This window comes from Halalkalirubrum salinum (genome assembly GCF_005543295.1).
Lineage (GTDB): Archaea > Halobacteriota > Halobacteria > Halobacteriales > Haloferacaceae > Halalkalirubrum > Halalkalirubrum salinum.
The window spans coordinates 16,565-42,313 of the sequence record NZ_SRSG01000059.1; the positions used below are offsets into that span (position 1 = coordinate 16,565).

General features: G+C 60.5%; 26 protein-coding genes. 16 read left to right on the plus strand and 10 right to left on the minus strand.

All coding sequences use genetic code 11. From position 1 onward, the window contains the following. Positions 1-2 precede the first annotated feature (2 nt). From E5K03_RS15430 to E5K03_RS15450, 5 genes are all read left to right on the plus strand, one after another. The gene (locus E5K03_RS15430) at positions 3-1,769 is read left to right on the plus strand and encodes an ATP synthase subunit A (protein ID WP_138007691.1); all 1,767 of its coding nucleotides are present in this window, start codon (positions 3-5) and stop codon (positions 1,767-1,769) included. Then, positions 1,769-3,178: an ATP synthase subunit B gene (locus E5K03_RS15435; protein ID WP_138007692.1), complete on the plus strand. Its 1,410-nt coding sequence runs from the start codon at positions 1,769-1,771 to the stop codon at positions 3,176-3,178. Before E5K03_RS15430 ends, E5K03_RS15435 begins: the two co-directional genes overlap by 1 nt. A gap of 241 nt (positions 3,179-3,419) precedes the next feature. Next, the gene (locus E5K03_RS15440) at positions 3,420-4,463 is read left to right on the plus strand and encodes a thiamine pyrophosphate-dependent dehydrogenase E1 component subunit alpha (protein ID WP_138007693.1); all 1,044 of its coding nucleotides are present in this window, start codon (positions 3,420-3,422) and stop codon (positions 4,461-4,463) included. After that, the gene (locus E5K03_RS15445) at positions 4,460-5,467 is read left to right on the plus strand and encodes an alpha-ketoacid dehydrogenase subunit beta (RefSeq protein ID WP_138007694.1); all 1,008 of its coding nucleotides are present in this window, start codon (positions 4,460-4,462) and stop codon (positions 5,465-5,467) included. Before E5K03_RS15440 ends, E5K03_RS15445 begins: the two co-directional genes overlap by 4 nt. Then, complete coding sequence (locus tag E5K03_RS15450) at positions 5,468-6,478, plus strand: NAD(+)/NADH kinase (protein ID WP_138007695.1); 1,011 nt, start codon at positions 5,468-5,470, stop codon at positions 6,476-6,478. It begins immediately after the preceding gene. Positions 6,479-6,491: 13 nt separating this feature from the next. Here the strand turns inward: E5K03_RS15450 and E5K03_RS15455 are convergent, their stop codons facing one another. Then, on the minus strand, positions 6,492-8,333 hold the full coding sequence (locus E5K03_RS15455; RefSeq protein WP_138007696.1) for a 2-oxo acid dehydrogenase subunit E2: 1,842 nt from the start codon (positions 8,331-8,333) through the stop codon (positions 6,492-6,494). A 285-nt stretch (positions 8,334-8,618) separates the two neighbouring features. On the opposite strand from E5K03_RS15455, the gene E5K03_RS15460 reads away from it, so the two are divergent. Beyond that, positions 8,619-9,314: a V-type ATP synthase subunit D gene (locus E5K03_RS15460; protein WP_138007697.1), complete on the plus strand. Its 696-nt coding sequence runs from the start codon at positions 8,619-8,621 to the stop codon at positions 9,312-9,314. Positions 9,315-9,335: 21 nt separating this feature from the next. Beyond that, entirely contained in the window at positions 9,336-9,728 is a 393-nt protein-coding gene (locus E5K03_RS15465; RefSeq protein ID WP_205743018.1) for a DUF6276 family protein, read from the plus strand. 27 nt (positions 9,729-9,755) lie between these two features. Here E5K03_RS15465 and E5K03_RS15470 read toward each other — a convergent pair whose 3' ends face one another. Further along, positions 9,756-9,962, minus strand: a complete 207-nt coding sequence (locus E5K03_RS15470) for an antitoxin VapB family protein (protein ID WP_137197636.1) — start codon at positions 9,960-9,962, stop codon at positions 9,756-9,758. An 80-nt stretch (positions 9,963-10,042) separates the two neighbouring features. Between E5K03_RS15470 and E5K03_RS15475 the strand changes: the two genes are divergently transcribed. Next, entirely contained in the window at positions 10,043-10,657 is a 615-nt protein-coding gene (locus E5K03_RS15475; RefSeq protein WP_138007699.1) for a hypothetical protein, read from the plus strand. A 21-nt stretch (positions 10,658-10,678) separates the two neighbouring features. On the opposite strand, the gene E5K03_RS15480 is transcribed toward E5K03_RS15475, so the two are convergent. Then, entirely contained in the window at positions 10,679-11,500 is an 822-nt protein-coding gene (locus tag E5K03_RS15480; protein ID WP_138007700.1) for an IS5 family transposase, read from the minus strand. Between the two features lie 64 nt (positions 11,501-11,564). Further along, positions 11,565-12,809: a peptide chain release factor aRF-1 gene (prf1, locus tag E5K03_RS15485; RefSeq protein WP_138007701.1), complete on the minus strand. Its 1,245-nt coding sequence runs from the start codon at positions 12,807-12,809 to the stop codon at positions 11,565-11,567. Positions 12,810-12,937: 128 nt separating this feature from the next. Here prf1 and E5K03_RS15490 point away from each other — a divergent pair, with 128 nt between their 5' ends. Continuing rightward, entirely contained in the window at positions 12,938-14,131 is a 1,194-nt protein-coding gene (locus E5K03_RS15490; protein ID WP_138007702.1) for a nucleotide-binding protein, read from the plus strand. A gap of 49 nt (positions 14,132-14,180) precedes the next feature. On the opposite strand, the gene argS is transcribed toward E5K03_RS15490, so the two are convergent. Next, the gene (gene argS / locus E5K03_RS15495; protein WP_138007703.1) at positions 14,181-15,938 is read right to left on the minus strand and encodes an arginine--tRNA ligase; all 1,758 of its coding nucleotides are present in this window, start codon (positions 15,936-15,938) and stop codon (positions 14,181-14,183) included. Positions 15,939-16,137: 199 nt separating this feature from the next. Between argS and E5K03_RS15500 the strand changes: the two genes are divergently transcribed. The 3 genes from E5K03_RS15500 (at position 16,138) to E5K03_RS15510 (ending at position 18,596) form a co-directional block, all read left to right on the plus strand. Then, complete coding sequence (locus E5K03_RS15500) at positions 16,138-16,842, plus strand: DUF120 domain-containing protein (protein WP_138007704.1); 705 nt, start codon at positions 16,138-16,140, stop codon at positions 16,840-16,842. Beyond that, complete coding sequence (gene ribB, locus E5K03_RS15505; protein ID WP_138007705.1) at positions 16,842-17,558, plus strand: 3,4-dihydroxy-2-butanone-4-phosphate synthase; 717 nt, start codon at positions 16,842-16,844, stop codon at positions 17,556-17,558. Before E5K03_RS15500 ends, ribB begins: the two co-directional genes overlap by 1 nt. A 108-nt stretch (positions 17,559-17,666) precedes the next feature. Then, positions 17,667-18,596 (plus strand): branched-chain amino acid transaminase, encoded by a 930-nt coding sequence (locus E5K03_RS15510; protein ID WP_138007706.1) that lies wholly within the window; start codon positions 17,667-17,669, stop codon positions 18,594-18,596. A 42-nt stretch (positions 18,597-18,638) separates the two neighbouring features. Here the strand turns inward: E5K03_RS15510 and E5K03_RS15515 are convergent, their stop codons facing one another. Next, positions 18,639-19,334 carry a DUF502 domain-containing protein gene (locus E5K03_RS15515; protein WP_138007707.1) on the minus strand — a complete coding sequence of 232 codons (696 nt, stop codon included), beginning with the start codon at positions 19,332-19,334 and terminating at the stop codon, positions 18,639-18,641. Between the two features lie 86 nt (positions 19,335-19,420). Further along, positions 19,421-20,260: a proline dehydrogenase family protein gene (locus E5K03_RS15520; protein ID WP_138007708.1), complete on the minus strand. Its 840-nt coding sequence runs from the start codon at positions 20,258-20,260 to the stop codon at positions 19,421-19,423. Positions 20,261-20,386: 126 nt separating this feature from the next. Here E5K03_RS15520 and E5K03_RS15525 point away from each other — a divergent pair, with 126 nt between their 5' ends. Next, positions 20,387-20,929 (plus strand): CDP-2,3-bis-(O-geranylgeranyl)-sn-glycerol synthase, encoded by a 543-nt coding sequence (locus E5K03_RS15525; protein WP_138007709.1) that lies wholly within the window; start codon positions 20,387-20,389, stop codon positions 20,927-20,929. A gap of 115 nt (positions 20,930-21,044) precedes the next feature. Next, positions 21,045-21,686 (plus strand): SWIM zinc finger family protein, encoded by a 642-nt coding sequence (locus E5K03_RS15530; RefSeq protein WP_240730053.1) that lies wholly within the window; start codon positions 21,045-21,047, stop codon positions 21,684-21,686. Between the two features lie 30 nt (positions 21,687-21,716). On the opposite strand, the gene hjc is transcribed toward E5K03_RS15530, so the two are convergent. Both hjc and E5K03_RS15540 read right to left on the minus strand, forming a co-directional pair. Next, positions 21,717-22,214, minus strand: coding sequence for a Holliday junction resolvase Hjc (hjc, locus tag E5K03_RS15535; RefSeq protein ID WP_138007710.1), 498 nt, complete (start codon positions 22,212-22,214; stop codon positions 21,717-21,719). Further along, a complete protein-coding gene (locus E5K03_RS15540) occupies positions 22,211-23,500 on the minus strand; it encodes an adenosylhomocysteinase (protein WP_138007711.1) in 1,290 nt (429 codons plus the stop codon). Before E5K03_RS15540 ends, hjc begins: the two co-directional genes overlap by 4 nt. Positions 23,501-23,594: 94 nt before the next feature. Between E5K03_RS15540 and E5K03_RS15545 the strand changes: the two genes are divergently transcribed. Together E5K03_RS15545 and E5K03_RS15550 are read left to right on the plus strand one after the other, a co-directional pair. Then, a complete protein-coding gene (locus tag E5K03_RS15545) occupies positions 23,595-23,906 on the plus strand; it encodes a ribbon-helix-helix domain-containing protein (protein ID WP_138007712.1) in 312 nt (103 codons plus the stop codon). Then, complete coding sequence (locus E5K03_RS15550; protein ID WP_138007713.1) at positions 23,903-24,394, plus strand: hypothetical protein; 492 nt, start codon at positions 23,903-23,905, stop codon at positions 24,392-24,394. The genes E5K03_RS15545 and E5K03_RS15550 overlap by 4 nt, the downstream gene beginning before the upstream one ends. Here the strand turns inward: E5K03_RS15550 and E5K03_RS15555 are convergent. Then, entirely contained in the window at positions 24,391-25,704 is a 1,314-nt protein-coding gene (locus tag E5K03_RS15555) for an amidohydrolase (protein ID WP_138007714.1), read from the minus strand. The two genes, E5K03_RS15550 and E5K03_RS15555, sit on opposite strands and share 4 nt — an antisense overlap. Positions 25,705-25,749: the final 45 nt, after the last annotated feature.

Consider the following 25,749-nt stretch of genomic DNA (forward strand, 5'->3'; position numbering starts at 1 on the left):
CTATGAGCAAAGCAACAGACACACAATCCGACACCGACACAAGCGGTGTCATCGAAAGCGTCAGCGGTCCGGTCGTGACCGCTCGCGATCTCGACGCCCGAATGAACGACGTCGTCTACGTGGGCGAGGAAGGACTGATGGGCGAAGCGATCGAGATCGAGGGCAATATCACGACCATTCAGGTGTACGAAGAGACCTCAGGCGTCGCCCCTGGTGAACCCGTCGTAAACACGGGTGAACCGCTGTCGGTCGACCTCGGTCCAGGGATTCTCGACGCCATCTACGATGGTGTCCAGCGACCTCTGGACGTGCTTGAGACGAAAATGGGCAGTCCGTTCCTCGATCGGGGTGTCGACGCCCCGGGGATCGACCTCGACACGAAATGGGAATTCGAACCCGAAGTGTCTGAGGGCGACATCGTTGAACCCGGCGACGTGATCGGGGTCGTCGAAGAGACGGTCACGATCGACCACAAGGTCATGGTTCCGCCGGACTTTGAGGGCGGCGAGGTCGTCTCGATCGAGGCCGGCAGCTTCGACGTGACAGAGGCCGTCGCCGAACTCGACAACGGCGAGGAGGTCACAATGCGACAGGAATGGCCGGTCAGAAAACCCCGTCCTTCCGTTGAAAAGAAGACGCCCCGGACGCCGTTGATTTCTGGACAGCGGATTCTGGATGGGTTGTTCCCGATCGCAAAGGGCGGGACCGCAGCGATTCCTGGCCCGTTCGGCTCGGGGAAGACGGTTACCCAACACCAGCTCGCAAAGTACGCCGATGCGGACATTATCGTCTACGTCGGCTGTGGCGAGCGCGGCAACGAGATGACCGAAGTGATCGAGGACTTCCCAGAGCTTGAGGACCCGAAAACCGGGAACCCGCTCATGGCGCGGACCTCGCTCATCGCGAACACCTCGAACATGCCGGTCGCAGCCCGTGAGTCCTGTATCTACACAGGCATCACGATCGCGGAGTTCTACCGCGACATGGGCTACGACGTGGCGCTCATGGCCGACTCCACCTCACGGTGGGCAGAGGCGATGCGGGAGATCTCTTCGCGGCTTGAGGAGATGCCCGGTGAGGAGGGGTACCCTGCGTACCTGGCTGCACGGCTCAGTCAGTTCTACGAGCGTGCTGGCTACTTCGAGAACATCAACGGCACCGAGGGTTCGGTGTCGGCGATCGGGGCAGTCAGCCCGCCGGGCGGGGACTTCTCCGAGCCGGTTACCCAGAACACCCTGCGGATCGTGAAAACGTTCTGGGCGCTCGATGCAGATCTGGCCGAACGGCGGCACTTCCCGTCGATCAACTGGAACGAGTCGTACTCGCTGTACCGCGAGCAGCTCGACCCGTGGTTCAAAGAGAACGTCACCGACGACTGGGATGAGATTCGTCAGTGGGCGATCGACATCCTCGACGAGGAGACAGAGCTCCAGGAGATCGTTCAGCTCGTCGGCAAAGACGCGCTGCCGGAGGACCAGCAGCTGACCTTAGAGGTCGCACGCTACCTGCGTGAGGGGTATCTCCAGCAGAACGCGTTCCACCCCGTGGACACGTTCTGTCCGCCAAAGAAGACCTACCTCATTCTGACGGCGACGAAGACGTTCCACGACGAGGCGTTCGACGCCCTCGACGCGGGCGTGCCCGTCGAAGAGGTCCAGTCGGTCGAGTCGGTGCCACAGATTAACCGGATCGGCGTCCAAGAGGACTACGAAGCCTACGTCGAAACGCTAAAAGAGGACATTACCGAGGAAATTCGGGGGCTCTACTGATGAAAGAATACCAAACCATCACCGAGATCAGCGGACCGCTCGTGTACGCCGAGGTCGACGAACCGATCGGCTACGACGAGATGGTCGAGATCGAAACGCCAGCCGGCGAGACGCTCCGTGGGCAGGTGCTCGAATCCTCCGACGGCGTCGTCGCTATTCAGGTGTTCGAAGGGACCAGCGGGATCGACCGGAATGCGTCGGTTCGGTTCCTTGGAGAGACCCTGAAGCTCCCCGTGACCGAGGATCTGCTCGGCCGCGTCATGGACGGGTCGGGCCAGCCGATCGACGACGGGCCCGAAATCGTTCCCGACGAGCGCCGTGACATCATCGGCGCGGCGATCAACCCGTACTCGCGAGAGTACCCCGAGGAGTTCATCCAGACCGGCGTTTCCGCGATTGACGGGATGAACACCCTTGTCCGCGGCCAGAAGCTGCCGATCTTCTCGGCGTCTGGGCTGCCGCACAACAACCTGGCGCTGCAGATCGCCCGGCAGGCGACGGTGCCAGAAGACGACGAAGAAGGCGGCTCGGAGTTCGCAGTGGTCTTCGGCGCGATGGGGATTACTCAAGAAGAGGCAAACGAGTTCATGCAGGACTTCGAGCGCACCGGCGCGCTGGAGCGCTCTGTGGTCTTCATGAACCTCGCGGACGACCCTGCTGTCGAGCGGACGGTCACCCCGCGGCTTGCACTCACCACTGCAGAGTACCTCGCCTTCGACAAGGACTACCACGTCCTTGTTATTCTGACGGACATGACCAACTACTGTGAGGCGCTGCGTGAGATCGGGGCGGCTCGCGAGGAGGTCCCCGGACGGCGTGGGTACCCCGGGTACATGTACACCGACCTGGCGCAGCTGTACGAGCGTGCGGGTCGAATCCAGGGCCGTGCAGGGTCGGTGACGCAGATTCCGATTCTCACGATGCCCGGCGATGATGACACGCACCCGATTCCGGACCTGACCGGCTACATCACGGAGGGGCAGATCTACATCGATCGCGCCCTCAACAGCCAGGGTATCCAGCCGCCGATCAACCCGTTGCCGAGCCTCTCGCGGCTCATGGACGACGGGATCGGCGAGGGACTCACTCGCGAGGATCACAGTGACGTCGCAAACCAGATGTACGCGGCGTACGCCGAGGGTGAGAACCTGCGAGACCTCGTGAACATTGTCGGCCGTGAGGCCCTCTCAGAACGGGACAACAAGTATCTCGACTTCGCGGATCTCTTCGAAGCGAATTTCATCCAGCAGGGCTACGACACCAACCGATCGATCGAGGAGACGCTTTCGATCGGCTGGGAGCTTCTGAGCACCCTGCCAAAATCTGAACTCAACCGCGTCGACGAGGAGTTCATCGAGAAGTACTACGTCGAGGAGGACGCCGAAACTGCGGAAGTCACAGCCGACTAATCGGTAGTAGTCGATCGAACGGGAGGTCCTTAGCCGAAATCGTATCACGTGCTGTTTTTGCGATCGCTGGCGCGCCGAACCATGTATCCAATAGTAGCGCTGCCATCGTTGGTAGGAAGTCGTCACCTACCCGCCTGCCACCGCCGCTAAGGAGTGGGCACCTTTGTACGATAGCACAGTATTTTTGAACGCTGACAGGTGCCGCAAACGCTAATACGTAATTAACGAATATTACATACGTATGGTAACAATTGACATCGAAACAGACGATGGCCAGCGTGAGATATTGCGCCGGATGATGCTGATACGAGCCTTTGACAACGAGGCAGGAGATCGGTTCGCCGACGGCGAGATCCCAGGGTTCGTTCACCTGTATATCGGCGAGGAGGCGGTTGGTGTTGGGGCGTGTTCGGCTCTAGAGCCCGATGACTACATCACGAGCACACACCGTGGGCACGGTCACTGTATCGCGAAGGGGCTCGAGACCGACAAGATGATGGCCGAATTGTACGGCAAACGCGAGGGGTACTGTAACGGCAAGGGCGGCTCTATGCACATCGCGGACGTCGACGCCGGGATGCTTGGGGCAAACGGCATCGTCGGGGCCGGCCCGCCACTGGCAACGGGTGCGGCACTGTCGGCGGCACAGAAAGGTGAAGACCGGGTCGCGCTCGCGTTCTTCGGCGACGGTGCGGTCGCACAGGGACAGGTTCACGAGGCGATCAACCTCGCGTCCACGTGGGGGCTTCCAGCGATCTTCCTCGTGGAAAACAACAAGTTTGGCGAAGGAACTCCGGTCGAGAAGCAACACAACCTCGAAAACCTGAGTGAGACCGCCGAGGCGTACGACATCCCCGGGTTTACCGTCAACGGAATGGATGTCACCGCGGTATACGAAGCGGTCGAGGCCGCCCGGGAACGAGCTGTCAACGGCGACGGACCCACCTTTATTGAGGCTGACACCTACCGCTACCGCGGCCACTTCGAGGGTGACCACCAGCCATATCGTGACGATGACGACATCGAAGCCTGGCAGCGCCGGTGTCCGATCGACGCGTTCGCCAATCGGCTCGTCGACGCGGGTGTGTTGACCGAGGATGAGGTCGACGAACTCCGCGCGGCCGCCGAGGCAGAGATCGAAGACGCCGCGGCGTTTGCTGAAAACGCCACCGATCCCGATCCGAGCGAGGCCTACGAAGACATGTACGACGTATCGGTACCCGAACTCTCCACGTACGCCGGCGGCAGCCTGCGCGCTGACGGCGGCAGCACCACAGACCAATGAGCACAGATACATCCACCAGCAACGTCTCTGGCACCGAATCGATGACCGTTCGCGAAGCGATCCGCGAGGCCATGCGCGAGGAACTTGCCCGCGACGAAGACGTCTTCCTCATGGGCGAGGACGTCGGACTGTTCGGCGGGGTCTTCGACGTGAGCGACGGACTGCTTGCGGACTTCAGCGAGGACCGAATCCGCGACACGCCGATCAGCGAGGCGGGGTTCCTTGGCGCGGGCGTTGGAGCCGCCGCGACCGGATCGCGGCCGATTGTCGAAATAATGTTCTCGGACTTCCTCGGCGTATCGATGGAACAGACGATGAATCAGATGGCAAAGATGCGCTACATGTTCGGCGGGAAGACCGAAATGCCCATTACGATCCGAACAACCGAGGGCGGCGGGATGGGCGCGGCGAGCCAACACTCAGGGACCGTCCATACGTGGTTCGCACACTTCCCGGGGCTCATCGCGGTCGCACCCGGCACCCCAGCAGCAGCCAAGGGGCTGTTGAAATCGGCGATTCGGTCGAACGATCCAGTGTTCTTCTTCGAGAACAAGATGATCTACGAACAGACCGGCGAGGTGCCGACCGACCCGGACTTCACCCTGCCGATCGGCGAGGCAAGCGTAGAGCGTACCGGCGAAGACGTGACCGTCATCGCCACACAGCGGCTTGTCGGCGAATCGCTCGACGCGGCCGAGGAGCTCTCTGATCAAGTGAGCGTCGAGGTGATCGATCTCCGATCGCTGTACCCACTTGACACCGAAACGATCGTCGCAAGTCTTGAAAAGACCGGCCGCGTCGTCGTCGCTGACGAGAGCCCGCTCTCGTACGGCGTACACGCCGAGGTCGTTACACGGCTCGTTGAGAATGGGTTCTATTCGCTGGATGCCCCGCCAGAGCGGGTTGGGGTTCCAGATACCCACATTCCGTTCAGTCCATCGCTCGAGCAGGAGGTCCTCCCAGACGCTGCTGACGTGACCGCTGCGATCGAGCGGCTGGCCTGAATGGCTGATTCCGGCCGATCCGACCCGGTCGTCGGGGTGATCGTAAACCCCGCCGCCGGACGCGACATCCGTCGGCTCACCGGCGGTGCGAGTGTGAGCGATAACTACGCGAAGCGCCGGACAGCCGCCTGCGTGCTGGCGGGACTTTCGTTGGCCCGCGAGCCGGTCCGGGCGATCGTGATGCCGGACGCTTCGAATCTCGGTCAACGGATCGTCGACGACGCCGAGGATGAGGCGGTCTCGCTGCTCGATATGCCCGTCAGCGGCAGTGCCGAAGACACCCGCCGTGCTGCCGAAGCCTTCTCGTCGATCGCCGACTGCGTGGTCGTCTTAGGTGGCGACGGGACGAACCGAGACGTGGCGACTGGGATCGGCGAAACACCCGTCGTGAGCGTCTCGACGGGCACAAACAACGTAGTTCCCACGCCGATGGACGGGACTGTCGCCGGGGGAGCTGCTGGGCTGGTCGCCGCCGGTGCGGTCGATCGGTCGGCAGTCACCTACCAGCACGGAACAATCACCGCCGAGATCCACGGCTCTGCCGGATCGGAAACCGTCTCGGGGCTTGCGACGATGGGCCTGCTTGATCGGCCGTTCGTGGGTACCCGTGCGGTGCTCGATGTCTCGTCGTTCGTCTGTGGTGTTGTCTCTCGGGCATCTCCGGCAGAGATCGGGATCTCAGGGGTTGCCGGTGGGCTCGAAACACATGCACCCGACTCGGCCGGCGGTATTGCAATGGAGTTCGGCGACGGCGGACAGACGATTCGAGCAATGACGGTCCCAGGGATTGTCGAGTCAGTCTCGATCGCCCGCTGGTCGAGGCTTGCGCCCGGCGATCCGTACACCGTGGAGATCGATCGTGGGGTCGTCACCGCCGACGGCGAGCGCGAATATGAGGTCGCCGACGCCTCAGTCAGCTTTATTATCGCCGACGATGGGCCGCGTCTCGTTGATGTGGACGCGGCGTTCGGCGCAGCCGCCGAGCGTGGGCTGTTCATCGACAGCTCCTGATCGGAATTCTTTCTCACGTCGTTTTCCAGGACAGAGATACCTCGACCTCCTCGGCAAGCAGCTCTGCGACGTGACAGGTCCGCTCGCCGGCTTCGACGATTCGTTCGAGGACGCTAGTTTCGACCGCATCAATACCACCCAGTTCGACCTCAATTTCGATCGATTCCACGGAGCCTTCCTCGGGAGCACTCGTCACCGACACGTCGATCGACTCGAAGGTGATGTCCCGCATGTCTGCCTGTATCCCGATGCTCGCGGAGAGGCACGCTGCGAGGGCACCGGTGAAGTAATCCACTGGCGTTGGGTCTGCGCCGCCGCCGAATGACGGGCTCACATCGTATGGCCACTCGTATCCTCCCGCAGTGATCGTCCCAGAGAGATCCCTCGATAGCTGTGCGGTCACGTGGCGGTTCGGAAGCGGTTGGGCCGCGCTATCGCCCGTCTTGTTTGGGATGTCCCGCGGGGTGACGCCTGCAAGGAGCGGCCATGGATTTTGTATGTTGTCGACGAGTGATCCAAGGAAGCGTGCAGCGTCCGCACCGTCGACGATTCGGTGATCGAACGAGAGATCGAGCGGTAGCACCCGCTTGACGACCACGTCCCCGTCGACCGCCACTGGCCGCTCGGTCATAGCATTGACGCCCAAGATCGCGATCTGCGGTGGATTGATTATCGGATCGAACGACTCGACACCGAGCAGCCCGAGGTTTGACACGGTAAACGTCCCGCCGGTAAGATCGTCCATCGTGTACTCCCCTGAGAGTGTCTTCTCGGTGACCCGTTGCCGCTTGGCGGCGAGTTCTGCGATCGACATCGAGTCGACTCCCCGGATCACAGGCGCAACGAGGCCATCATCGACATCGATCGCAATCGCGATGTTTCGCTCGCCGTAGATGCGGTGCACGTCGTTTTCGAACGTGCCATTGAATTCTGGGTGTTCACCCAGTGCAGCAGATATCGTCGTAAGGAGCACGTCAACCACTGAAATATCCTCGCCAGTGACAGCGCTCGATGCGGCTGCCGCGTCGACGAGCGGATCGGCAATCGCGGTCATGTGTTCGGTGACGTGGACCGCGTTTCGGTAGCTCTCGCCCAGTCGCGAGCTGATTGTCCGGCGCATCCCATCGAGCGGTCGCTCGGCTAGTATGTCCCGTCGATCGGTGTCGTCGAGTTCGCTCGCCTCGTCGCCGCCTGTTTGGCTGTCAGCCGCCGCATACGCCTCAATGTCTGCCTCCGTGATCGCCCCGTCAGGTCCTGAACCAGAGATTCCGGCGGGATCGACGCCAAGTTCATCCGCGCGTTTTTTCGCCCGCGGAGAGATTCGGACTGGTTCCTGGCTAGCAGTCGTCTCTGTAGCCGCCTCAACGTCGGCTTCAGTGATTGCACCACCCGGCCCAGTGCCCTCGACCGATTCGAGAGATACACCCAGCTCGTCGGCTCGCCGCTTCGCCCGCGGAGACGCCCGCACAGTGGCAGAATCAGTGGTTGATGCGTCCGCCTGGGATTCAGGGTCGTTCTGACTCACGTCACCGGTTTGGCCCGCTGGCTCATCTTCAACCTGATCGCCAGAGGATCCGTCAGTATCGATCGACGCGAGTAGTTCCGTAATATCCGCCTCAGGATCGGCCACGATCCCCATCGGATCGCCCGGTGGGGCGTCCTCGCCGACATCAAGAAATACCTCCCTGAGTACCCCGTCTTCCCGAGCGTCAACCGAAGCGGAAGTCTTCTCAGATTCGATCTCGGCGATCGGTTCGCCCTCGGAGACGGCTTCGTCTTCATCGACGTACCACTCGACCACGGTCCCGCTATCCATCTCCAAGCCGAGTTTCGGAATCTTGACGATGTATGCCATGTGGTACCATCACAGTTAATCAATATAGATTTGTATGTTCGTACTTGGGTTACTCAGCGACTAATGGTACTGTATTGCATCAACCGCGTGACGGAGCCACCAAGTCAATCGCCACCGGAGCTCTGCCCTGATTTCTGATGAGATACACTCACGGTTCAGATAACTTGTGGGACACTGTCTTGACGCTGATAGACGCCAGCCGAATTTGGACCGCTGATAGACGCCAGCCGAATCGAGACAACTGGAAACCTTTAGGCACCTCCCAGCACAATCAGCCGCTAAGAGATGGCCGAGGACGTCAAACCGACCCGAAAGAACCTGATGGCGATCGAGGACCGCATCGAGCTGTCCGAGCGGGGTCACGATACCCTCGAACAGAAGCGAGATGGGCTGATCATGGAGTTCATGGACATCCTCGATCAGGCCCAGGACGTGCGATCGGAGCTGAGCGACGACTACAAAACCGCTCAACGGAAGCTCAACATGGCCCGGGCAATGGAAGGCGACGTCGCTGTTCGCGGGGCGGCCGCCGCGCTGCAGGAACACCCCGAAATCACGACCCAGTCGAAGAACATCATGGGCGTGGTCGTTCCGCAGATCGAGTCCACAAAAGTCAAAAAGAACCTCGGCGAGCGCGGGTACGGACTGCTCGGCTCGTCCGCACGGATCGACGAGGCCGCAGACGCCTACGAGGAGCTCTTAGAGACGCTCATTCTCGCCGCAGAAGTCGAGACGGCGATGAAAAAGATGCTCGAAGAGATCGAGACCACCAAACGCCGTGTCAACGCCCTGGAGTTCAAGCTCTTGCCCGAGCTGTACGACAATCAAGACTATATCGAACAGAAACTCGAAGAACAAGAGCGCGAGGAGATCTTCCGGCTGAAAAAGATCAAGGGCAAAAAAGAAGAAGAAGAGCGCGAGGAGCGTGAGGCCGAACAAGAAGCCGAAGAAGCCGCAGAGACCGTCCCGGCCGACGACTGACCCGTTTTTATTCTGGTCGCTATGGCATGTCCGAACTGTGGAGCCGACCAAATTTTGTTTGTGATTCCCGCAGATCTTCGGTCGATCGCCGACAGTGACGCCGCGGCGATCTGTCCGCACTGTCTGGCGGTCGATCCGCTCGAAGATTCAGCAGAAATCGGTGCGGACGCGGACTTTTCGGCGATCGAGGCGTCGTTTCCGGACGGAGAGCCGGGCGTTGCGATCGCGTTGATCCTCGTGCGGCTCGATAGCCTCGCGCTTCACCGCCAGTCGGTCGTCGAACTGTTCGACTATGCGGAAGCAAATGGCGCAGACGTATTTTTGACGCTCGATCGGCTCATCGAATCAGACTCGGTTGAGCCGTGGTTCGATCTCGCGCGTCGGCGATCGCAGCTGGACGCGTGGGTGCAGTAGTGCTTGCAGTCAAAAAACAAAATAGCGTTATCGTTCTATCGTGCGTCGATCACGACGCTCTTGTATTGCATCGCGAAGTGCATCTGCCTCGTCGTCACTCAAAATCCCTGCCAGTTCGAGTAGCGATCGCTCGGCAGTCAATCGGAGAATAACCGCAGAAAAGGTTTCATCAGGAGATCGACGAGCATCAAGACGTTCGTATGCTTCCTCAGATATCTCGATTCGTTTCGACATGAGAGGCTCTGTTGAAGTCCTTCAGCGTTGACATTGAACAGAGCCAAAATTATATGTATTGACAGAATTCAACTTTCCATATGAATAAGAGAATCCCCGTGTCGGTATTTTTGGCTACTCTATTATATCAGTTTATTGATGCTGGTGCTGAACTGTTTTTACCGTTCTATGATCGGGGCGGAATAGTTGCACTACTTTTGTTCTGGTTGATCCCGGGAGGAACCGCGTTCATTCTTGGATATAGGGAGACTTGGCAACAGGCGATGGATAGTCAAAGACGCAAACAAGTGTATGTCTCAACCGTATTTGGCGCAGTTGCCGGTCAATTCTTGGGTCTCGTGGTGCTGCTTCCGACACCAGCCTTACCGGATATGACGCTTATCGGGGCCATAATCTTGGCGGGGATTACTGGTATGTTTGTATTGATCGCAGTAGGTGCAGGGGTTATGCTCGTCTATGCTGCTAATGGGAATGATGAATTCGTGACCTATCGTCAATCACTGATCTGTAGCGTACCATTCCTATTAATCGGATTCATATATCTGTTTATTACATTGAGTGATTTGTCCAGTCCCTATATCTCTGGAAATGATACGGTTATCTTCACTCTCGCAGGCATCTGGCTCCTGATATATGCACGAACCCTCAAACAAAACAATGATGATGGCAATGAAGGAAAACCTTCCACGGCCTAATTACTCCATCTATACTGGTTTTTAGAGAGTGCGGTCAAGATTGTGGACGATGCAGGCAAGAGCGAGTTCACGAAACTGCTTCCACCAGTGTCGTGAACGGACGAATGCACCGGATTTTCGCTTGATACGTGAGTTCACTGTCTCGCTCTGGCTCCGTTGACCGTAGAGTTCAGTATCCAACCGGGCGTTCCACGCTTTCTGCAGTGATGAGAACTCACGGTGTTTGATCAAAGGACGAATCAAATTTTCACGGGCCATCTCCCGAATTTGCTGATCGTCATATCCCTTGTCTCCAAGCAGAACTTCGACTTCAGATGCGTTGCGGTTGATGAGCGAAGGTGCGATCTGCGTATCGTGTTTACGGGTCGTTGTAATGTGGAGATCGAGGATAGCGTTTGCTCTGGTATCGACTAAGAGAGTGACCTTCAGCTGCTGAATCGTCAACTTCGCCCGTTTTGTGTAGTGCTTCGAGGCGTGGCTACGGTCAAAGCCCGAGGCGTCGATCCCCGCAACACCGTTAGTCGGGAGCAGTGAAACAGAGAGATTGAGAAGCACTCGCCAGACGGCCATATCAAGTCTGTCGAACGCCTTGCAGAGTGTAGACGGCGCAGGGAGTTCAGTAAGGTTGATTGCACTCCGTATGCGGGGCATCTCGATGAGTTCGTCGAGAAGTGTTCGATAGGTCGTGTTCTTCCGAACTTTGAGACACAGGAGTACGATGTGCTGATGAAGCGTGTAGCGTTGTTTCGAGAATTTTGAGGAGTATCGTGAGACTGCTCGCTGGGCTAAATGAAATGCTTGCTCGACAAAGCGGAGTAACTGCGATTTCGGGAGGGTCTGCATCCACTCACACTATCGACTGAATCTGTAACTCTCCAAGGATTTCAACAGAGCCACATGAGATTATTTACACACCTGTCGAGTACCGCAAAATCCCGGCAATCCCGCCAAAGGCGTCGTAGAGCTGTTCGCCCTTCTCGAAGTCCGTCGAGATGAACTTCGTCTCCGTCCCGCGCTGTTCGGCGATGTTGATCAGATGATCGATCACGTCTTCGCGTTCTTTGACCGTGGCCTCCGAGCCGTCCGCACAGTCGTGGGCGGGGGTCGAGTGACGGCGATCGATCACTTCGAACTCCTCGGTGCCGTTGCAGTCGTAGATGACGACGTCTTTCCGGAGGTCTTCGGAGATGAGCAGCCGATCGACCGAACCCATGATGAGGTTCTCACGGGTGGCCTCGAAGCCGTAGGTTGCCTCCTCGCCGGTATGGAGGTTCTCGAAGAACTCCTCCATCTCGTGTTTGTCTTTGACGATCTCCTGGTCGGCGAGCACGTCGCTTGCGCGATCGACGAGATCCTTGAGCCCGGACTCGTCGGTGTAGGAGACGTCGAACTTGCCGAGCACCTTGTCCTGGAGTTCGTGGTGGAGGTAGCCGCCGTCGAGGAACTCGTCTTTCGTTGGAGACGGGCCGCCAACGAGGATCCCGTCGAGTTCGTGTCGCTTCGACACAAAGAGATCGTTGGCCATCCCGGCGACCTCCTGATAGAAATTGTCGATCGCCTCGAGTCGCAGCCGGGCGAACCGCTGGGCTGACTGGCCGCCTTTGCGCTGCTTGCCAGGGACGAGCGAGGAGGCTGATTTAACGGCTTCGACGCGCTTGCCCTTGAGCCAGCCGACGTTCGCTTCCCGGCGATCGAGGACAATGAGCCCGAAGAGCCCCTTGTCCGAGAGCATGTGTTCGAGGGGCTCTGTGAGGAAGTCCGAGTCGCAGTGATAGCGGAAGGACTCGATCGGCTCTGGCGGCCGTTCGAGCACGCGGGTGACCATGTCGGTCTGGCCGCCGCCGCTGTCGACTGCGCCGGAGAACAGGACGATTCCGTTCTCCGGTGGGTACGTGTCGTAGTATCGCAGTCGGTCTTTGATGCTCGTCAGCGCGTCTTGGACGTTCGTCCGAGTCTGTTTGGACTTGATGTTCGCCGCCTCAGAGTGTTCTTGGGTAACGTGGGCAACGACGTCAGAGACTTGTTTGTCGTCGGGGATGTAGATTGTGACGAGTTGTGTGCCGGAGCCCTCGTACTCTTGGAGCTCTTCGATCACCTTCTTAAATTCGTATTTGCGGCGATCGGCGCTCGCCTCGTCGGCCTCGGTACTCATTACCCCCATATGGCCGTGCAGCGGGTAAGTAAGCTTTGACCTGTGACGACGCCCGGTTGTGCGTTGGGTGGCAATCGCGGTCCCGTCGAGAGCGTAGTTTTATACTTCAGTCAGGGTTTGTGAGATGTATGGCACAGGTGTACGCGATCGCCAGCGCGAAAGGCGGCGTTGGCAAAACGACGACGACGGCGAACCTCGGGGCGGTGATCGCCGACGCCGGCGCGTCGGTCGTCGTCATCGACGGTGATATCGGGATGGCGAACCTCGGCGGTGCCCTTGGGGTCACCGACGTCTCGCCGACACTGCACAACGTGTTGGCGGGCGAAGCCGATCCAACCGACGCGGCCTACGAGGTGCCGAACGGGAGTGGACTTCGGGTCGTACCGGGCGATACTGCGCTTGATTCGTTCGCATCGGCAGATCCCGGACGGCTGGAGGACGTGGTCGACGCCTTCGCAGGTGCAGATTTCGTCTTTATCGACGTTGGGGCGGGCGTGAGCCACGAGACGAGCATCCCGCTGTCGATCGCCGACGGGGTCGTACTCGTTTCAACCGCCGAACGAGATTCACTCATCGACACCGAAAAGACCCGCCAGCTGGCCGATCGGCTCGGCGGTACCGTGGTCGGGGCGATCATCACCCGTGTTGATCCGGGCGTGCCGGTCGCAGACATGGTGTCGACACACCTCAATGCAGAGATTCTTGGGACAGTCCCTGATGACACCGTCGTGCGTGAGTCGGTTGCCGCCGCAGAGCCGCTGTCGACGTATGCGCCCTACAGCGCGGCCGCCGGTGCGTACCGAACAATCGCCGGCGCGCTGACCGGATTAGAGATTCCCGAACCGCCCGAACCGCCGGCTGCGTTCACGAAAGGGTCAGCCGACGCAGGTACAGACGATCCAGAAGGCGATCTCGAGGCGGCGACGACAGCCGAATCAGTCGCAGCCCGATCGATCGACGCCGGCGACAGTAGCGATCGGCCCGACAATCCCCAGAGGGCAACAGATGGTGAGGCCGGCGAGGGGGCGTGGGCAGATGCCGCGGAGAACCGCCCGATCGGCGACGAAGACCCAGATTCTGAGGGGCCGGTCGAACATACCAATACCCATACCGAGACCGATACCACTGCGGATCAAGACGAGGACGACGTGCCCGAAGACGCGATACCGTTCCAGGGCGGATCGGACGAAGAAGACGAAGAGCCGCCAGAGATACCCGACGCCGAGGGTGGATCTGCGACCGAGACAGCCGAAGACGAGTCAGCCGAGGAAGACAACGGAAAAAAGAAGAAACGCGGTCTGTTCAGCCGGCTGTTTCGGTGATCGCGTAGGTTCATCGACAGAACGGCCACGGACGATCGCGTGGCGGCGCTTACATCGAGTCAGGCGCGGCGACCCCGATGATCGACAGCGCGTTTGCGACTGTGTGTTTCGATGCCGATACGAGCGCGAGCCGTGCATCTCGTACCGCCGGATCGTCCGCAGAAAGTACAGGACACTCGCGATAGAAGCCGTTGAACGCCTCGGCAAACTCGCGGGTGTACGTTGCGACAATGTGTGGTTTGTGCTCGTCGGCGGCCGCCTCGACAACTGCTGGGAACCGAGCAATCGTCCGAAGTAGGTCGATCGCGGCCGGATCAGATAGCGCAGCCGGATCGATCGCCCCCAACTCCGGCATCGTGTCTGCCTCGTCGAGAATTCCACAACAGCGCGCGTGGACGTACTGGACGTACGGCGCGGACTGTGCCTCGAAGTCGAGCGCCCGATCCCATTCGAAGGTGATCGCCTTTGTCGGCTGTTTCGAGACGATGTCATAGCGGACCGCGCCGATGCCGACCTGGTGGGCGATTCGATCGATGTCGTCCGCGTCAAGATCGTCGTTGCGAATCCGATCGTCGAGACGAGATTCGACCTCCTCGCGGGCCCGGTCGATCGACTCATCCAGCAGATCGTCGAGCATGACGCCGGTCCCCCGGCGGGTCGACATCTTCCCCTCCGGGAGGTTCACGTACGAGTAGATCACGTCGTCAAGGCGATCGGTGTCGTTGCCGAGGATCTCGAGTGCGGCCTGTAGCTGGCCGGCCTGGAGTTTGTGGTCCTCGCCGAGGACAGTCACCGCGCGATCGTAGTTGTCGAACTTCCACTCGTGGTGGGCGAGATCGCGGGTGGTGTAGAGGCTCGTCTCGTCCGAGCGAAGGAATACGAGGTTCTTCTCGAAGCCGTGCGCTGAGAGATCGAGCTGCCAGGCATCCTCCTCGTAGACAGCGTACTCGCTCTCTTTGAGCCGATCGGCAACCGCGGTGGTCGAGCCGTCCCGCATAAACCGGGTCTCTTTGACGAATTCGTCGAACGCCGCGGGAAGCCGCGCCAGACAGTCTTTCATGCCGCCGAGGACCTGATCGACAACGGTTCCGACCCGCTCGTAGGCTGCCTCGTCACCCGCTTCGAGCCCCTGGAGGATCGACGTGATCTCGGCTTCTGCAGCCTCAACCTCGGCTGGCTCGGCGTTTTCGAGGAAGTGGTTACCCTTGCGGTAGTACCGCACGAGATCGTACTCGACCCGATCACGGGCGGGTTCATCCTCGAGCGCAGTCTCGTCGAAGGTTTCGTACGCCCAGGTGAACACGGCCATCTGCCGGCCCGCATCGTTGACGTAATAGTGTCTGTCCACGTCGTAGCCGGCAAAATCGAGCAGGTTCGCGACCGCGTCACCGACAATCGGGTTGCGTGCCCGCCCGACGTGGACCGGACCCGTCGGGTTCGCGCTCGTGTGCTCGACGACGACACTCGTCTTTTGATCCTCCAACCGGCCGTACGAGTCGGCCTGTGCTGTCTCGAGCGTGTCTGCGAGGTAGGCGTCGTTGGTGTGGAAGTTGACATACGGTCCCTGGGTATCGACGGCCGAGAGATAGTCGACGCCATCGGGATCGATCGCATCTGCGACCGTTTGGGCCACCTGAGGTGGTGCTGCGCCCATCTCACCGGCGAGCCGGAAGGCAACGCTCGAAGCGAGCGTCGCCGGGAGGTCCTCGGGCGGTTCCTCAATGCCGAGATCGGCGCTCGGCAATTCGAGCGATTCGAGCGCCTCGGTCAGCGCCACGGCGACCGAATCGCGAAACTGTCGAAACATGTGGGTTCGTTGCGGTGGGCTCCTAAAGGTCCTTCCGAAGCGGGCCGATTCGATCGCGGGCGGTGCTCGATCGACGGCTCTTTGTTCGATGGGTGCTGAGTGCTAATACGGAAATTCGAATTCTGCGAACACCCATTCCACTTCTGATATGCATTCCATATCCGGCATGCTTATTCAGCCGGAGTGTCAACCAATACATATGCAAAACGCAGCGACTGCCGTCGGACACGACGAGCTCGCGACGCTAAAGCTCGTCGCGCTCGAGGGGGGGCTTACCCAACCGGCGAAGGTCTCGTGTTCGGGGTTGGCCGATCGGCTCTCGGCGTCGAACCAGACCGCATCGCGACGACTTCAGCGGCTCGAAGCGGCCGGATATGTCGATCGCGAGGTTGTCAGTGACGGGCAGTGGGTGACGATCACCAATGCGGGCGAGGCCGCCCTCAGGCGAGAGTACAGTGACTACCAACAGATCTTCGAGCCGGACAGTTCGCTGTCGCTGTTGGGGACAGTGACAAGCGGCATGGGCGAGGGCAAACACTACATTTCGCTGCCCGGATACATGGAGCAGTTCACCGCAAAGCTCGGCTACGAGCCGTTCGCCGGCACGCTGAATATTGAGTTGGACGATCAAAGCGTTCGGGCGCGAGCGAGGTTGCCCTCGATCGACGCGGTACCGATCGACAGCTGGGAGAGCGACGATCGAACCTTCGGTGCAGCAACGTGTTATCCTGCCCGAATTGAGACAGTCGACGGTGACGCCTATGAGCCGACCCACATCATCGTCCCCGATCGGACCCACCACGATGAGGAGAACATCGAGCTGATCGCGCCGGTCAAGCTCCGAGACAAGCTGTCGTTGAACGACAAAGAGCAGTTGACCGTCCACGTGGAGGAGGCCAACTGATGTACGACACCAACTCTACGACCAGCAGCGTCCCGACTTCCGCCGCAGCCGATGATGCAATCGACGCCGCGATCGCGGCGTTGCGAGACGGCGAGGCGGTGCTTGTCCACGACTTCGCCGACCGAGAGGGCGAAACAGATATTATCTACCCTGCGGGCGCAGTCGAACCCAAAGACGTCGTCCGGCTCAGAGAAGACGCTGGTGGGCTCATCTGTGTTGCCGTCTCCGATACGGTTGCAGATGCGTTCGGGCTGCCGTTTCTCGAAGACGAGATCGACCACCCGAGCGCTACAAGCCACGATCTCGCCTACGACAGCCGATCGTCGTTCTCGCTGCCGGTGAACCACCGCGAGACGTTCACAGGAATCACTGACGTCGATCGCGCGCTTACGATCACCGAACTCGCTGCAGCGGCCGATCGGGCGGCGGACGACCCAGAGACGTATACACCGGAGACGTTCGCCGAATCGTTCCGCTCGCCGGGGCACGTCCACGTGCTCCGTGGCGCACCCAGCCTGTTAGCGGATCGAACCGGGCACACAGAACTGGGGCTCGCGCTCGCATCAGCAGCCGGGCTCCCGCCCGCTGTCGTCGTCTGTGAGATGCTCGACGGCGCAAGTGGCGTCGCGAGGACGCCGGCAGACGCCGCGGCGTACGCTGACGCCCACGATCTGATCTACCTCGAAGGCGAAACGATCGTCGATCGGCTGGGATAACTGCTCGCACGTAGTCGACTTGTGGTGTACAGTGATCGGTTGCGATCGCATGTCACCGCTTGGCATCAATCTCGTAAATTTATACCACCCAGCGACGAACGTGTGCGTATGGGATTCGACGAGATGGATGTCGACACGATCTGGCAGAACGGTGAGTTCGTCGACTGGGCGGACGCGACCACACACGTCCTCACACATGGGCTGCACTACGGAACCGGGATTTTCGAAGGTGCGCGGGCGTACGACACCGAACAGGGATCCGCAATCTTCCGCTGGGAGGAACACCTCGATCGCCTGTTTGCGTCCGCAAAGCCATACGAGATGGACATCCCCTACACTCGCGAGGAACTCACCGACGCAACCCTCGAACTCCTGCGTCGACAGGACCTCGAAAGCGCGTACATCCGGCCGATCGCCTACTACGGCTACGACAGCCTCGGGGTGAGCCCACGCGATTGCCCGACGGACGTGGCGATCGCCTGTTGGCCGTGGGGTGCGTACCTCGGCGAGGACGCGCTCGAAAACGGTATTGAGGTGATGGTTTCCTCCTGGCGCAAACACGCGTCCAGTCAAATCCCAACGAATGCGAAAACCACCGGCCTGTACGTCAACAGTCTCCTTGCCGGCGAGGAGGCCCGTCGAAACGGTTACGCGGAGGCGATCGTGCTCAACAAAGAAGGCCAGGTTGCGGAAGGCCCCGGCGAGAACATTTTCCTCGTCCGCGACGGCGAAATCTTCACTCCCGGACTCTCACAGAGTATCCTCGACGGCATCACCCGCGACACCGTGATCACGCTCGCCGAGGAGCACGGCTACACAGTGCACGATCAGGCGGTTATCAGTCGCGGTGAACTCAACACCGCCGACGAACTGTTCTTTACCGGCTCGGCCGCAGAGGTCACCCCGATTCGGAAGGTCGACAACGTCGTGATCGGTGAGGGCACACGCGGACCAGTCACCGAAGAGCTTCAGTCAGCCTTTTTCGATCTGGTCGAACGTCGCACGGACGCCCACGACGAGTGGTTCACGTACGTCTAGTCGGGTTCGACCGGCAACCCGCGGCAAGAGACAAGAGGCCGTTCAGTCGTTCGAAGAGGACTGCTCGCGATTGGTCTCTTTCCGCGTAACGCTCGGTCGGTTCTTTGAGTCGCCGTCGGTCTCGCTGATGTGTGTCTCTTCTTCGACTGGTATCTGATGGGCGGATTCAGCGAATCCAGCGCTGAGTACCCTGGTCAAGGCTTCTTCAACCCGCTCGCCGGTGTCCTCGACGCGTTCTGGTTCGACCTCGATGACGAAGCCGGTCGTGATGTTGGGCGCGGTTGGCATGAACAGCACGATCTTGCCGTCCTGCGTTCGTTTGCCGGTTTTGAACGCGGTCATTCGGATACCGGGCCACGTCTCCAGTCGAACAGGTTCCTGTAGGTCATCGGTCCCCGACAGTGCCGTCTCGACTGCGAGTTTCGACGCGTTGTAGATCACTCTGAGCACGGGTACCCGATTGATCGCGTTGTCGATCAGCGACTCCAAGACCTTCCCGCCGGTGGTCCGCATCAGATACCCTACCGCGAGGATGAGCGTCGAAACGACCGCAAGTGCGAGCAATGCACGGACGCCCGGAACGAGACTCGCAGGGACGTTGAAAATCGTAAGATCGAGCGTAGAGATGAGCGGCAGCGAGACGATTCTGACGTAGAGCCAATTGATGATAAAAAGCAACACTGCAAGCGGGACAATAACGACGAGGCCGCTCGCGAAATCACGCTTCCACGTAGACATTCGATCGTTGATACGACGGGCAGGCCCTTAGGTGATTCCAATGTCTGCCGGAGCAGATCCCTTCTGGCAGCTGAGTGCGACAGCCACTACCGGCCGAGGACGGCACGAACCGCAAAGAGTGCGTTCTCTTTTCGCTCGCGGACGCGCCGGTAAAAATACGAGAACCACTTCTCCCCGTAGGGCGCGTACTGCCATACCTCGACGCCTTCAGATGCGAGCGATCGCTGTGCGTCCTCGCGAACACCCATCAGCATCTGGATTTCGTAGTCTGCGCCGTGTTCGTCAGCCAGCGATCGCGCGTGATCGATCATTTCAGGATCGTGGCTGCCGATCGCGATCCCTCGATCGCGGTGCTCGAAGAGAAACGAGATATCCTCGCGATACTGCTCGTTCACCTGCGATTTGTTCTTGAACGCGATCGATCGATCCTCGTCGTAGGCACCCTTGACAACACGGATCGTGCCGGGCACGTCGACCAACCGTTCGAGATCGTCCGCGGTTCGCTTGAGGTTCGATTGGATACACTGGCCAACCTGCCAGGGGTATGTCTCAGCCATTGACTCGAATACATCGAGGGTGATGTCGGTGGTCTCGGCGTCTTCCATGTCACACCACACGAACACGTCCTTCTCGGCGGCGTGCGCCACTATACGCTCGTAGTTCTCCGCGAAGACCTCATCCCCGATGTCAAGGCCGATCTGTGAGGGTTTCACCGAAACAGCGCCCGCAAGTTCTGTGGCTGCAATCTCATCGATCAGCTGTCTGTAGGTCTCGGCGTCTGCGTCGGCTTCCTGGCGATTGTCGTAGTGTTCCCCAAGGAGGTTGAGGATAACTTTCACGTCCGATTCGTTCAGCTCTCGGGTGTGATCGAGCGCGGCCGCAATCGATTCACCCGCGACGAATCGGTCGGCGATCGGCGGAATCATACAACACAGTAGCGTGTATCCGTACAAGATTGTTCACCCGTCTTTGGTCGGGTTCGACAGCCACACCGTCACCGCATCGATCGAAACCGCGGGGAGTTAAGCCGATTCCCTGACGAGGGTTCTCGTATGGTATGGTCTGTTATTGCGGTTGCATTCTGGGCGATGTTGCCTGCCTACGTTCCGAACAACGCCGCAGTGCTCGCTGGTGGGGGTGCGCCGATCGACGGCGGTCGAATGATGGGCGACTCGCGGTTGCTCGGTGACGGTAAGACGTGGCGAGGAACCGCTGTTGGGACGGTGATCGGCTTTTCGCTGGCAATGGTGCTCAACGCGATCAACGATCCCGCAAGCGCGGCGATCGGCGTGCAGTTCCCAACATTTCCACTCTTGACTGCGCTGGGACTGGCATTCGGTGCGATGCTCGGCGACATCACGGCGTCGTTCATCAAACGGCGGAGCGGCCGCGAGCGCGGCGCGGCGTTCCCCGGACTCGACCAACTCGACTTCGTGATCGGTGCGCTCGCGCTGGCGTTTCTCACATCACCAATGTGGTTCCTCGAAACATTCACGCTCGAGGTGTTGCTCGTCGTCGCGATCATGACTCCCGCACTCCACGTCACGACGAATATCGTCGCCTACGCGATCGGCGTGAAGAACGAGCCCTGGTGATCGGCGTCAAAAACGAACCGTGGTACCCAACTGCTGAACCAGCCGCGAAGTGCTCGAATCCTGTGGACAGACAGGCTCAAACCGCAGGAACCCGTATATTGACCGTGAGCCGGCCATGATTGACACCGACACGCGATCGGCGACCCGCCTCGATCGCCCTGACCTCCCAGCCGGTGCGCTCGCCGGTCGACTCCGCAGAGCGTACCTCGAAGCGATGACCGTCCGACCGCTCGGTGCGGATCGCTACATCGTCGAAACCGAGGGCGGAACGTACGTCGTCGACACGGCCGAAGGAAGTTGTACGTGTCCCGATGCGGCGATCCGCGGGGTTCGCTGCAAACACCGCTGGCGGGTGACGATCGACGAGCGAACCGGCGCGATCGGCACCGATGAACGAGTCTGCGGCGTCTGTGGAGAGCCGCTGTCGGCGTCGAACCCGACACTGCTTTGTCCGCAACACCGCCCCGAACGCGGCGAGTTCGTTCGCGACCGCGAAACCGGGGGGATCGCGATCGTCATTGCCGTCACGCCGTTTCTGGCCGAGGAGTACACGACGCCAACCGGCGAGCCGATCGCGACGTATCCCTCGAACGCCAACTACGGCGATCACGAACCGGTCGTTCTGGCGTCGTACACGGGTTCGATTGGTCCGGATACGTCGATCGAAGACGCGCCACGGTACGCGTTTCCGGCCTCGCGGCTCGTCCGTTTTGCGGACGAACGCCAAGCCATGCGGTTTCCGGGATTCACGGAGTGATCGAGCAGACCTGTGCAGTCAGCGGCGTAGTCAGGACGTGTCGCCACCGAGCATCTCGGTCGCCTCCTCGACCGTCAACAGCCCTTCCGCAAGCGCAACGAGCACATCCCGAATCGACTCCGACTCGGCCGTGTCAGCGTCGCGAAGCGCCTCAAGCGGCGTTCCAGATTCGATCGCCGTTTCTTTTTTGACGCGATAGTTCCCGCCGTCGGTTTGGTACAGCGTGGCTGGGTGAAAACAGTACCACGCTTCGCGATCGAACCGAGCGGCCACGAGTGGCTTCGCTCCGAAGTTCTGTGCGAAGTAGATGAGCGCTTCGATCTCCTCGCCGGAGAGGTAGATCGGCCGCCCCGCAGAGGCTTTCGCCTCGATCGCGTAGAAGGCGGTCCCGTCGCCGGCGAGGACATCTGGCAGCTCTCGTTCGGTCGCGCTGCCGCTCGCTGGGGCGCGCATGACGGCAAACCCAAGCTCGTCGAGGCGGTTGACGAGTTCGCGCTCGCGGCGATCGCCTTTCGCGTTCGAGCTCACGTGCCGTGATCCCAGCTGTCGAGATACTCCGCCTGCGTGTCCGAGAGCGTGTCGTGGTCGACCCCCTCAGCGTCGAGTTTGATCGACGCGATATCGCGGTCGAGTTCGTCGGGCACGTCGTGGACGCCGGCGTCGTACGCGTCGCCGTTTTCGGCGAGTTCGCGGACGCAGGCGGCCTGGACACCGAACGATTGGTCCATGACTTCGACGGGGTGCCCCAGCGCGATCGGGCTCGCGAGGTTGACGAGGCGCCCCTCTGCGAGGACGTTCAACCGCCGGCCGTCTGCGAGTTCGTAGGCCTCGACGCCGTCTCTGGCCTCGTAGCGATCGACCGCCAACTCATCGAGTGCGTCGAGGTCGATCTCGATGTCGAAGTGACCGGCGTTCGCGAGCAATACGCCGTCGTTCATGACCTCGAAGTGCTCTTCGACGACGACATCGCGGTTGCCGGTGGTCGTGATGATCACGTCGGCCTTTGCGGCGGCCTCCCGCATTGGCAACACCTCGTAGCCCTCCATGTGGGCTTCGAGTGCCTTGCGTGGGTCGACTTCGGTGACAATCACGTTCGCGTTCTGGCCGGCTGCCTTCTTTGCGACGCCCCGGCCGCAGTAGCCGTAGCCGGCGACGACGACGTTCTTGCCGGCGTACGAGAGGTTCGTCGTCATCGCGATCGTTGCCAGCGAGGACTCGCCGGTGCCGTGGACGTTGTCGAATAGCGTCTTCATCGGCGTATCGTTGACCGCGAACACCGGATATTCGAGCGCCCCGTCGGCGTCCATCGCACGCAGGCGGTGGACGCCGGTGGTCGTCTCTTCACAGCCGCCGACGATCGACTCGAGCAGTTCGGGATGATCCTCGTGGATCGCCGCGACCATGTCCATCCCGTCGTCGACGGTGATCGTCGGGTTAATCTCGAGGGCCGCGTCGATCGCCGCGTAGTAGCCCTCCTCGTCAACGCCGCGAACCGCGTAGGAGGTGATGTTTTCGTGGGTGTCGAGCGCCGCGCTCACGTCGTCGTGGGTCGAAAGCGGGTTGCAGCCGGTGATCGTAACCTCCGCACCACCCAGCGCGAGTAGCTCGACGAGGTTTGCGGTCTTTGCCTCGACGTGCATTGCCATCGCGATCCGCTGGCCCGAAAGCGGCTTGTCGGCTTCGAACTCCTCACGAAGCGCCTCCAGAATTGGCATGTGTTGGGCCGCCCAGTCCATCTTGCGTCGTCCCTCTGTCCGGGCAGCCTCGACATCGTCGAGGTGCGCAGACACCGGCGGGTACGCCGTTTCGCTCATACGCTTCGTTCGGGAACGCGAGCAAAAACCCTACCGAAGGGGGGACGCGATCGGTGACGGATGATTTTTGTGTACATACAACGTGTGTACACACATGGGAACAAAACGGGTCAACTTTCGGATTCCAGATGAGTTGATCAAAAAAGCCGACGTCGCGGCGAAGGTAACACACAAGAATCGAACCGAACTCGTGACGGAGGCGCTCAGGACGTATCTACAGGAGGTCGAAGATAAAGCAGGCTTCAAAGAGGATGTGGTCGAGCTCTATTTAGACGATGAGATCGACTTCGAGACGCTTCGGGCAGTGATCGGCAGGCAGGACGCAGCGTCGGTCCGAGCCTCGAAAACGCTCTTGGATACCGGCGAGGAGTTGGCAGACGAGCTGGCGTCGCTTGCTCGAGAATGATCGTTGTCGACACGAGTGCATTCATTTCGATCGAAATCGGCGATGCCCTCGATCTCGTTCTCTCGACGTACGAGGTCCACACGACGACAGTCGTCGTCGACGAACTTCGCTCGACTGCTGCGTACGACGACAGTCACGGGCGCGCAGCCGACGAAGTGCTCGGCTCGATCGAACGGATTTCGGTTCACGATCAGTCGCCGTCAGGAGCGACGACCACCCGTATCGATGCAGGAGAGGCCAGCTGTGCACAGGTCGTCCAAGATATCGATGCTGAGTTCCTCATTACAGACGACCTCAGGGCACTGCCGGAACTCGAGGCGCTCGTCGATTGCCGGGTCGCCATCTCGCCAATCCTGCTTCGGGCGCTGGTCACGAACGGTCTGCTCTCGAACACGGAGGCAAAAAGGCGATTGGAGGCGATCGCACACACCCGTGACTGGCTGGGTGCACCAATATACCGCCACGCCACGGAGTTATTTGATACCTAGCCGTACTGTGCCCGATCGACGAGCGCCGCCGCGTGCTCGCGAGCAGCCGACAGGACCGCAGGTTCATCGAGCGTCTGGACGACCCCATCTCGCAGCAGGAACTGCCCGTCACAGATCGTGTGTCGAACATCCGATCCGCGGGCGGCGTACGCGAGGTGGCTCACGGGATCGTGCGCCGGCGTGAGGTGGGCAGCGTCGAGGTCGATCACCGCCAGATCAGCGACTGCACCCGGTTCGATCGCCCCGCCTGGCAGGCCGATCGCCGCCGAACCGCCCTGCGTCGCCATCTCGACGACCGCGGCAGCGGGGACCGCAGACGCATCACCGTCGGCGAGTTTACCGATCATCGCGGCGTCGCGCATCTCATCGAAGATGTCGAGGTCGTTGTTCGAGGCCGCGCCGTCGGTTCCCAGTCCGACCGTGACGTCAGCCTCGCGGAGCCGCTGGATCGGCGCGATCCCGCTCGCGAGCTTCATGTTCGAGGCTGGACAGTGGATCACACTCGTCTTCGTTTCGGCGAGCAACTCGATCTCGTTGTCGTCGAGATGGACGCCGTGTGCGAGAAACGTCTCTGGGCCGAGTAGTCCGAGCTCGTCGGCGTACTCGATCGGACGCATCCCACGCTCGTCGACGATCGGCTCAACCTCGTCGACCGTCTCGTTGGCGTGCAGATGCAGTCCGACTCCGGCGTCGCCTGCGGCCTCGGCCGCCTCGCGGAGGTACGCCTCCCCGACGGTCGTGAGGCTGTGTGGCATGATCGCCGTCTCGATCCGGCCGTCAGCCGCGCCGTCGAGTCGCTTCGCGACCGCGATGCTCTCTTCGAGATCCGCCCACGCGTCGTCATCGCTCTTGGCAACCGTGACGACACCGTGGCCAAGTCGGGCACGGAGCCCGCTTTCATCGACGACATCAGCGACTCTGTCCTCGGCAAAATACATGTCGGCAAAGGCGGTAACACCCGATCGGATCATCTCGACGGCGGCCAGTTCGGTCCCGACGCGGATGTCTTCGGGCGTGAGTTCGGCCTCGATCGGCCAGATGTCCTCCTGCAGCCACGCCTCGAGCGGCTTGTCGTCGGCGTACCCACGAAGCAGCGTCATCGCCGCGTGGCCGTGGCCGTTGACGAGCCCTGGGGTGATGAGACACCCAGAGACGTCGACAATCTCGTCAGCGCCTCCGTCGTCTCCGTCGTCTCCGTCAGTCCCTATCGACTCGATCGTCCCCGTGTCCCGGTCGATCACGACATCCGCGTCGACGACTGTTCCGTCAGGACGGAGAACCGAGCCGCCGACAAGCGAAAACGTACTCATGCGGTCTGATTTCGGGCATTCGGACTTAAGCGGACGGTGTTCGAT

Excerpts from the sequence above, each read along its gene's own strand:
- E5K03_RS15430 (WP_138007691.1), top strand. The coding sequence starts at position 3 with ATGAGCAAAGCAACAGACACACAATCCGACACCGACACAAGCGGTGTC.
- E5K03_RS15435 (WP_138007692.1), top strand. The coding sequence starts at position 1,769 with ATGAAAGAATACCAAACCATCACCGAGATCAGCGGACCGCTCGTGTAC.
- E5K03_RS15440 (WP_138007693.1), top strand. The coding sequence starts at position 3,420 with ATGGTAACAATTGACATCGAAACAGACGATGGCCAGCGTGAGATATTG.
- E5K03_RS15445 (WP_138007694.1), top strand. The coding sequence starts at position 4,460 with ATGAGCACAGATACATCCACCAGCAACGTCTCTGGCACCGAATCGATG.
- E5K03_RS15450 (WP_138007695.1), top strand. The coding sequence starts at position 5,468 with ATGGCTGATTCCGGCCGATCCGACCCGGTCGTCGGGGTGATCGTAAAC.
- E5K03_RS15455 (WP_138007696.1), bottom strand. The coding sequence starts at position 8,333 with ATGGCATACATCGTCAAGATTCCGAAACTCGGCTTGGAGATGGATAGC.
- E5K03_RS15460 (WP_138007697.1), top strand. The coding sequence starts at position 8,619 with ATGGCCGAGGACGTCAAACCGACCCGAAAGAACCTGATGGCGATCGAG.
- E5K03_RS15465 (WP_205743018.1), top strand. The coding sequence starts at position 9,336 with ATGGCATGTCCGAACTGTGGAGCCGACCAAATTTTGTTTGTGATTCCC.
- E5K03_RS15470 (WP_137197636.1), bottom strand. The coding sequence starts at position 9,962 with ATGTCGAAACGAATCGAGATATCTGAGGAAGCATACGAACGTCTTGAT.
- E5K03_RS15475 (WP_138007699.1), top strand. The coding sequence starts at position 10,043 with ATGAATAAGAGAATCCCCGTGTCGGTATTTTTGGCTACTCTATTATAT.
- E5K03_RS15480 (WP_138007700.1), bottom strand. The coding sequence starts at position 11,500 with ATGCAGACCCTCCCGAAATCGCAGTTACTCCGCTTTGTCGAGCAAGCA.
- prf1 (WP_138007701.1), bottom strand. The coding sequence starts at position 12,809 with ATGAGTACCGAGGCCGACGAGGCGAGCGCCGATCGCCGCAAATACGAA.
- E5K03_RS15490 (WP_138007702.1), top strand. The coding sequence starts at position 12,938 with ATGGCACAGGTGTACGCGATCGCCAGCGCGAAAGGCGGCGTTGGCAAA.
- argS (WP_138007703.1), bottom strand. The coding sequence starts at position 15,938 with ATGTTTCGACAGTTTCGCGATTCGGTCGCCGTGGCGCTGACCGAGGCG.
- E5K03_RS15500 (WP_138007704.1), top strand. The coding sequence starts at position 16,138 with ATGCAAAACGCAGCGACTGCCGTCGGACACGACGAGCTCGCGACGCTA.
- ribB (WP_138007705.1), top strand. The coding sequence starts at position 16,842 with ATGTACGACACCAACTCTACGACCAGCAGCGTCCCGACTTCCGCCGCA.
- E5K03_RS15510 (WP_138007706.1), top strand. The coding sequence starts at position 17,667 with ATGGGATTCGACGAGATGGATGTCGACACGATCTGGCAGAACGGTGAG.
- E5K03_RS15515 (WP_138007707.1), bottom strand. The coding sequence starts at position 19,334 with ATGTCTACGTGGAAGCGTGATTTCGCGAGCGGCCTCGTCGTTATTGTC.
- E5K03_RS15520 (WP_138007708.1), bottom strand. The coding sequence starts at position 20,260 with ATGATTCCGCCGATCGCCGACCGATTCGTCGCGGGTGAATCGATTGCG.
- E5K03_RS15525 (WP_138007709.1), top strand. The coding sequence starts at position 20,387 with ATGGTATGGTCTGTTATTGCGGTTGCATTCTGGGCGATGTTGCCTGCC.
- E5K03_RS15530 (WP_240730053.1), top strand. The coding sequence starts at position 21,045 with ATGATTGACACCGACACGCGATCGGCGACCCGCCTCGATCGCCCTGAC.
- E5K03_RS15540 (WP_138007711.1), bottom strand. The coding sequence starts at position 23,500 with ATGAGCGAAACGGCGTACCCGCCGGTGTCTGCGCACCTCGACGATGTC.
- E5K03_RS15545 (WP_138007712.1), top strand. The coding sequence starts at position 23,595 with ATGGGAACAAAACGGGTCAACTTTCGGATTCCAGATGAGTTGATCAAA.
- E5K03_RS15550 (WP_138007713.1), top strand. The coding sequence starts at position 23,903 with ATGATCGTTGTCGACACGAGTGCATTCATTTCGATCGAAATCGGCGAT.
- E5K03_RS15555 (WP_138007714.1), bottom strand. The coding sequence starts at position 25,704 with ATGAGTACGTTTTCGCTTGTCGGCGGCTCGGTTCTCCGTCCTGACGGA.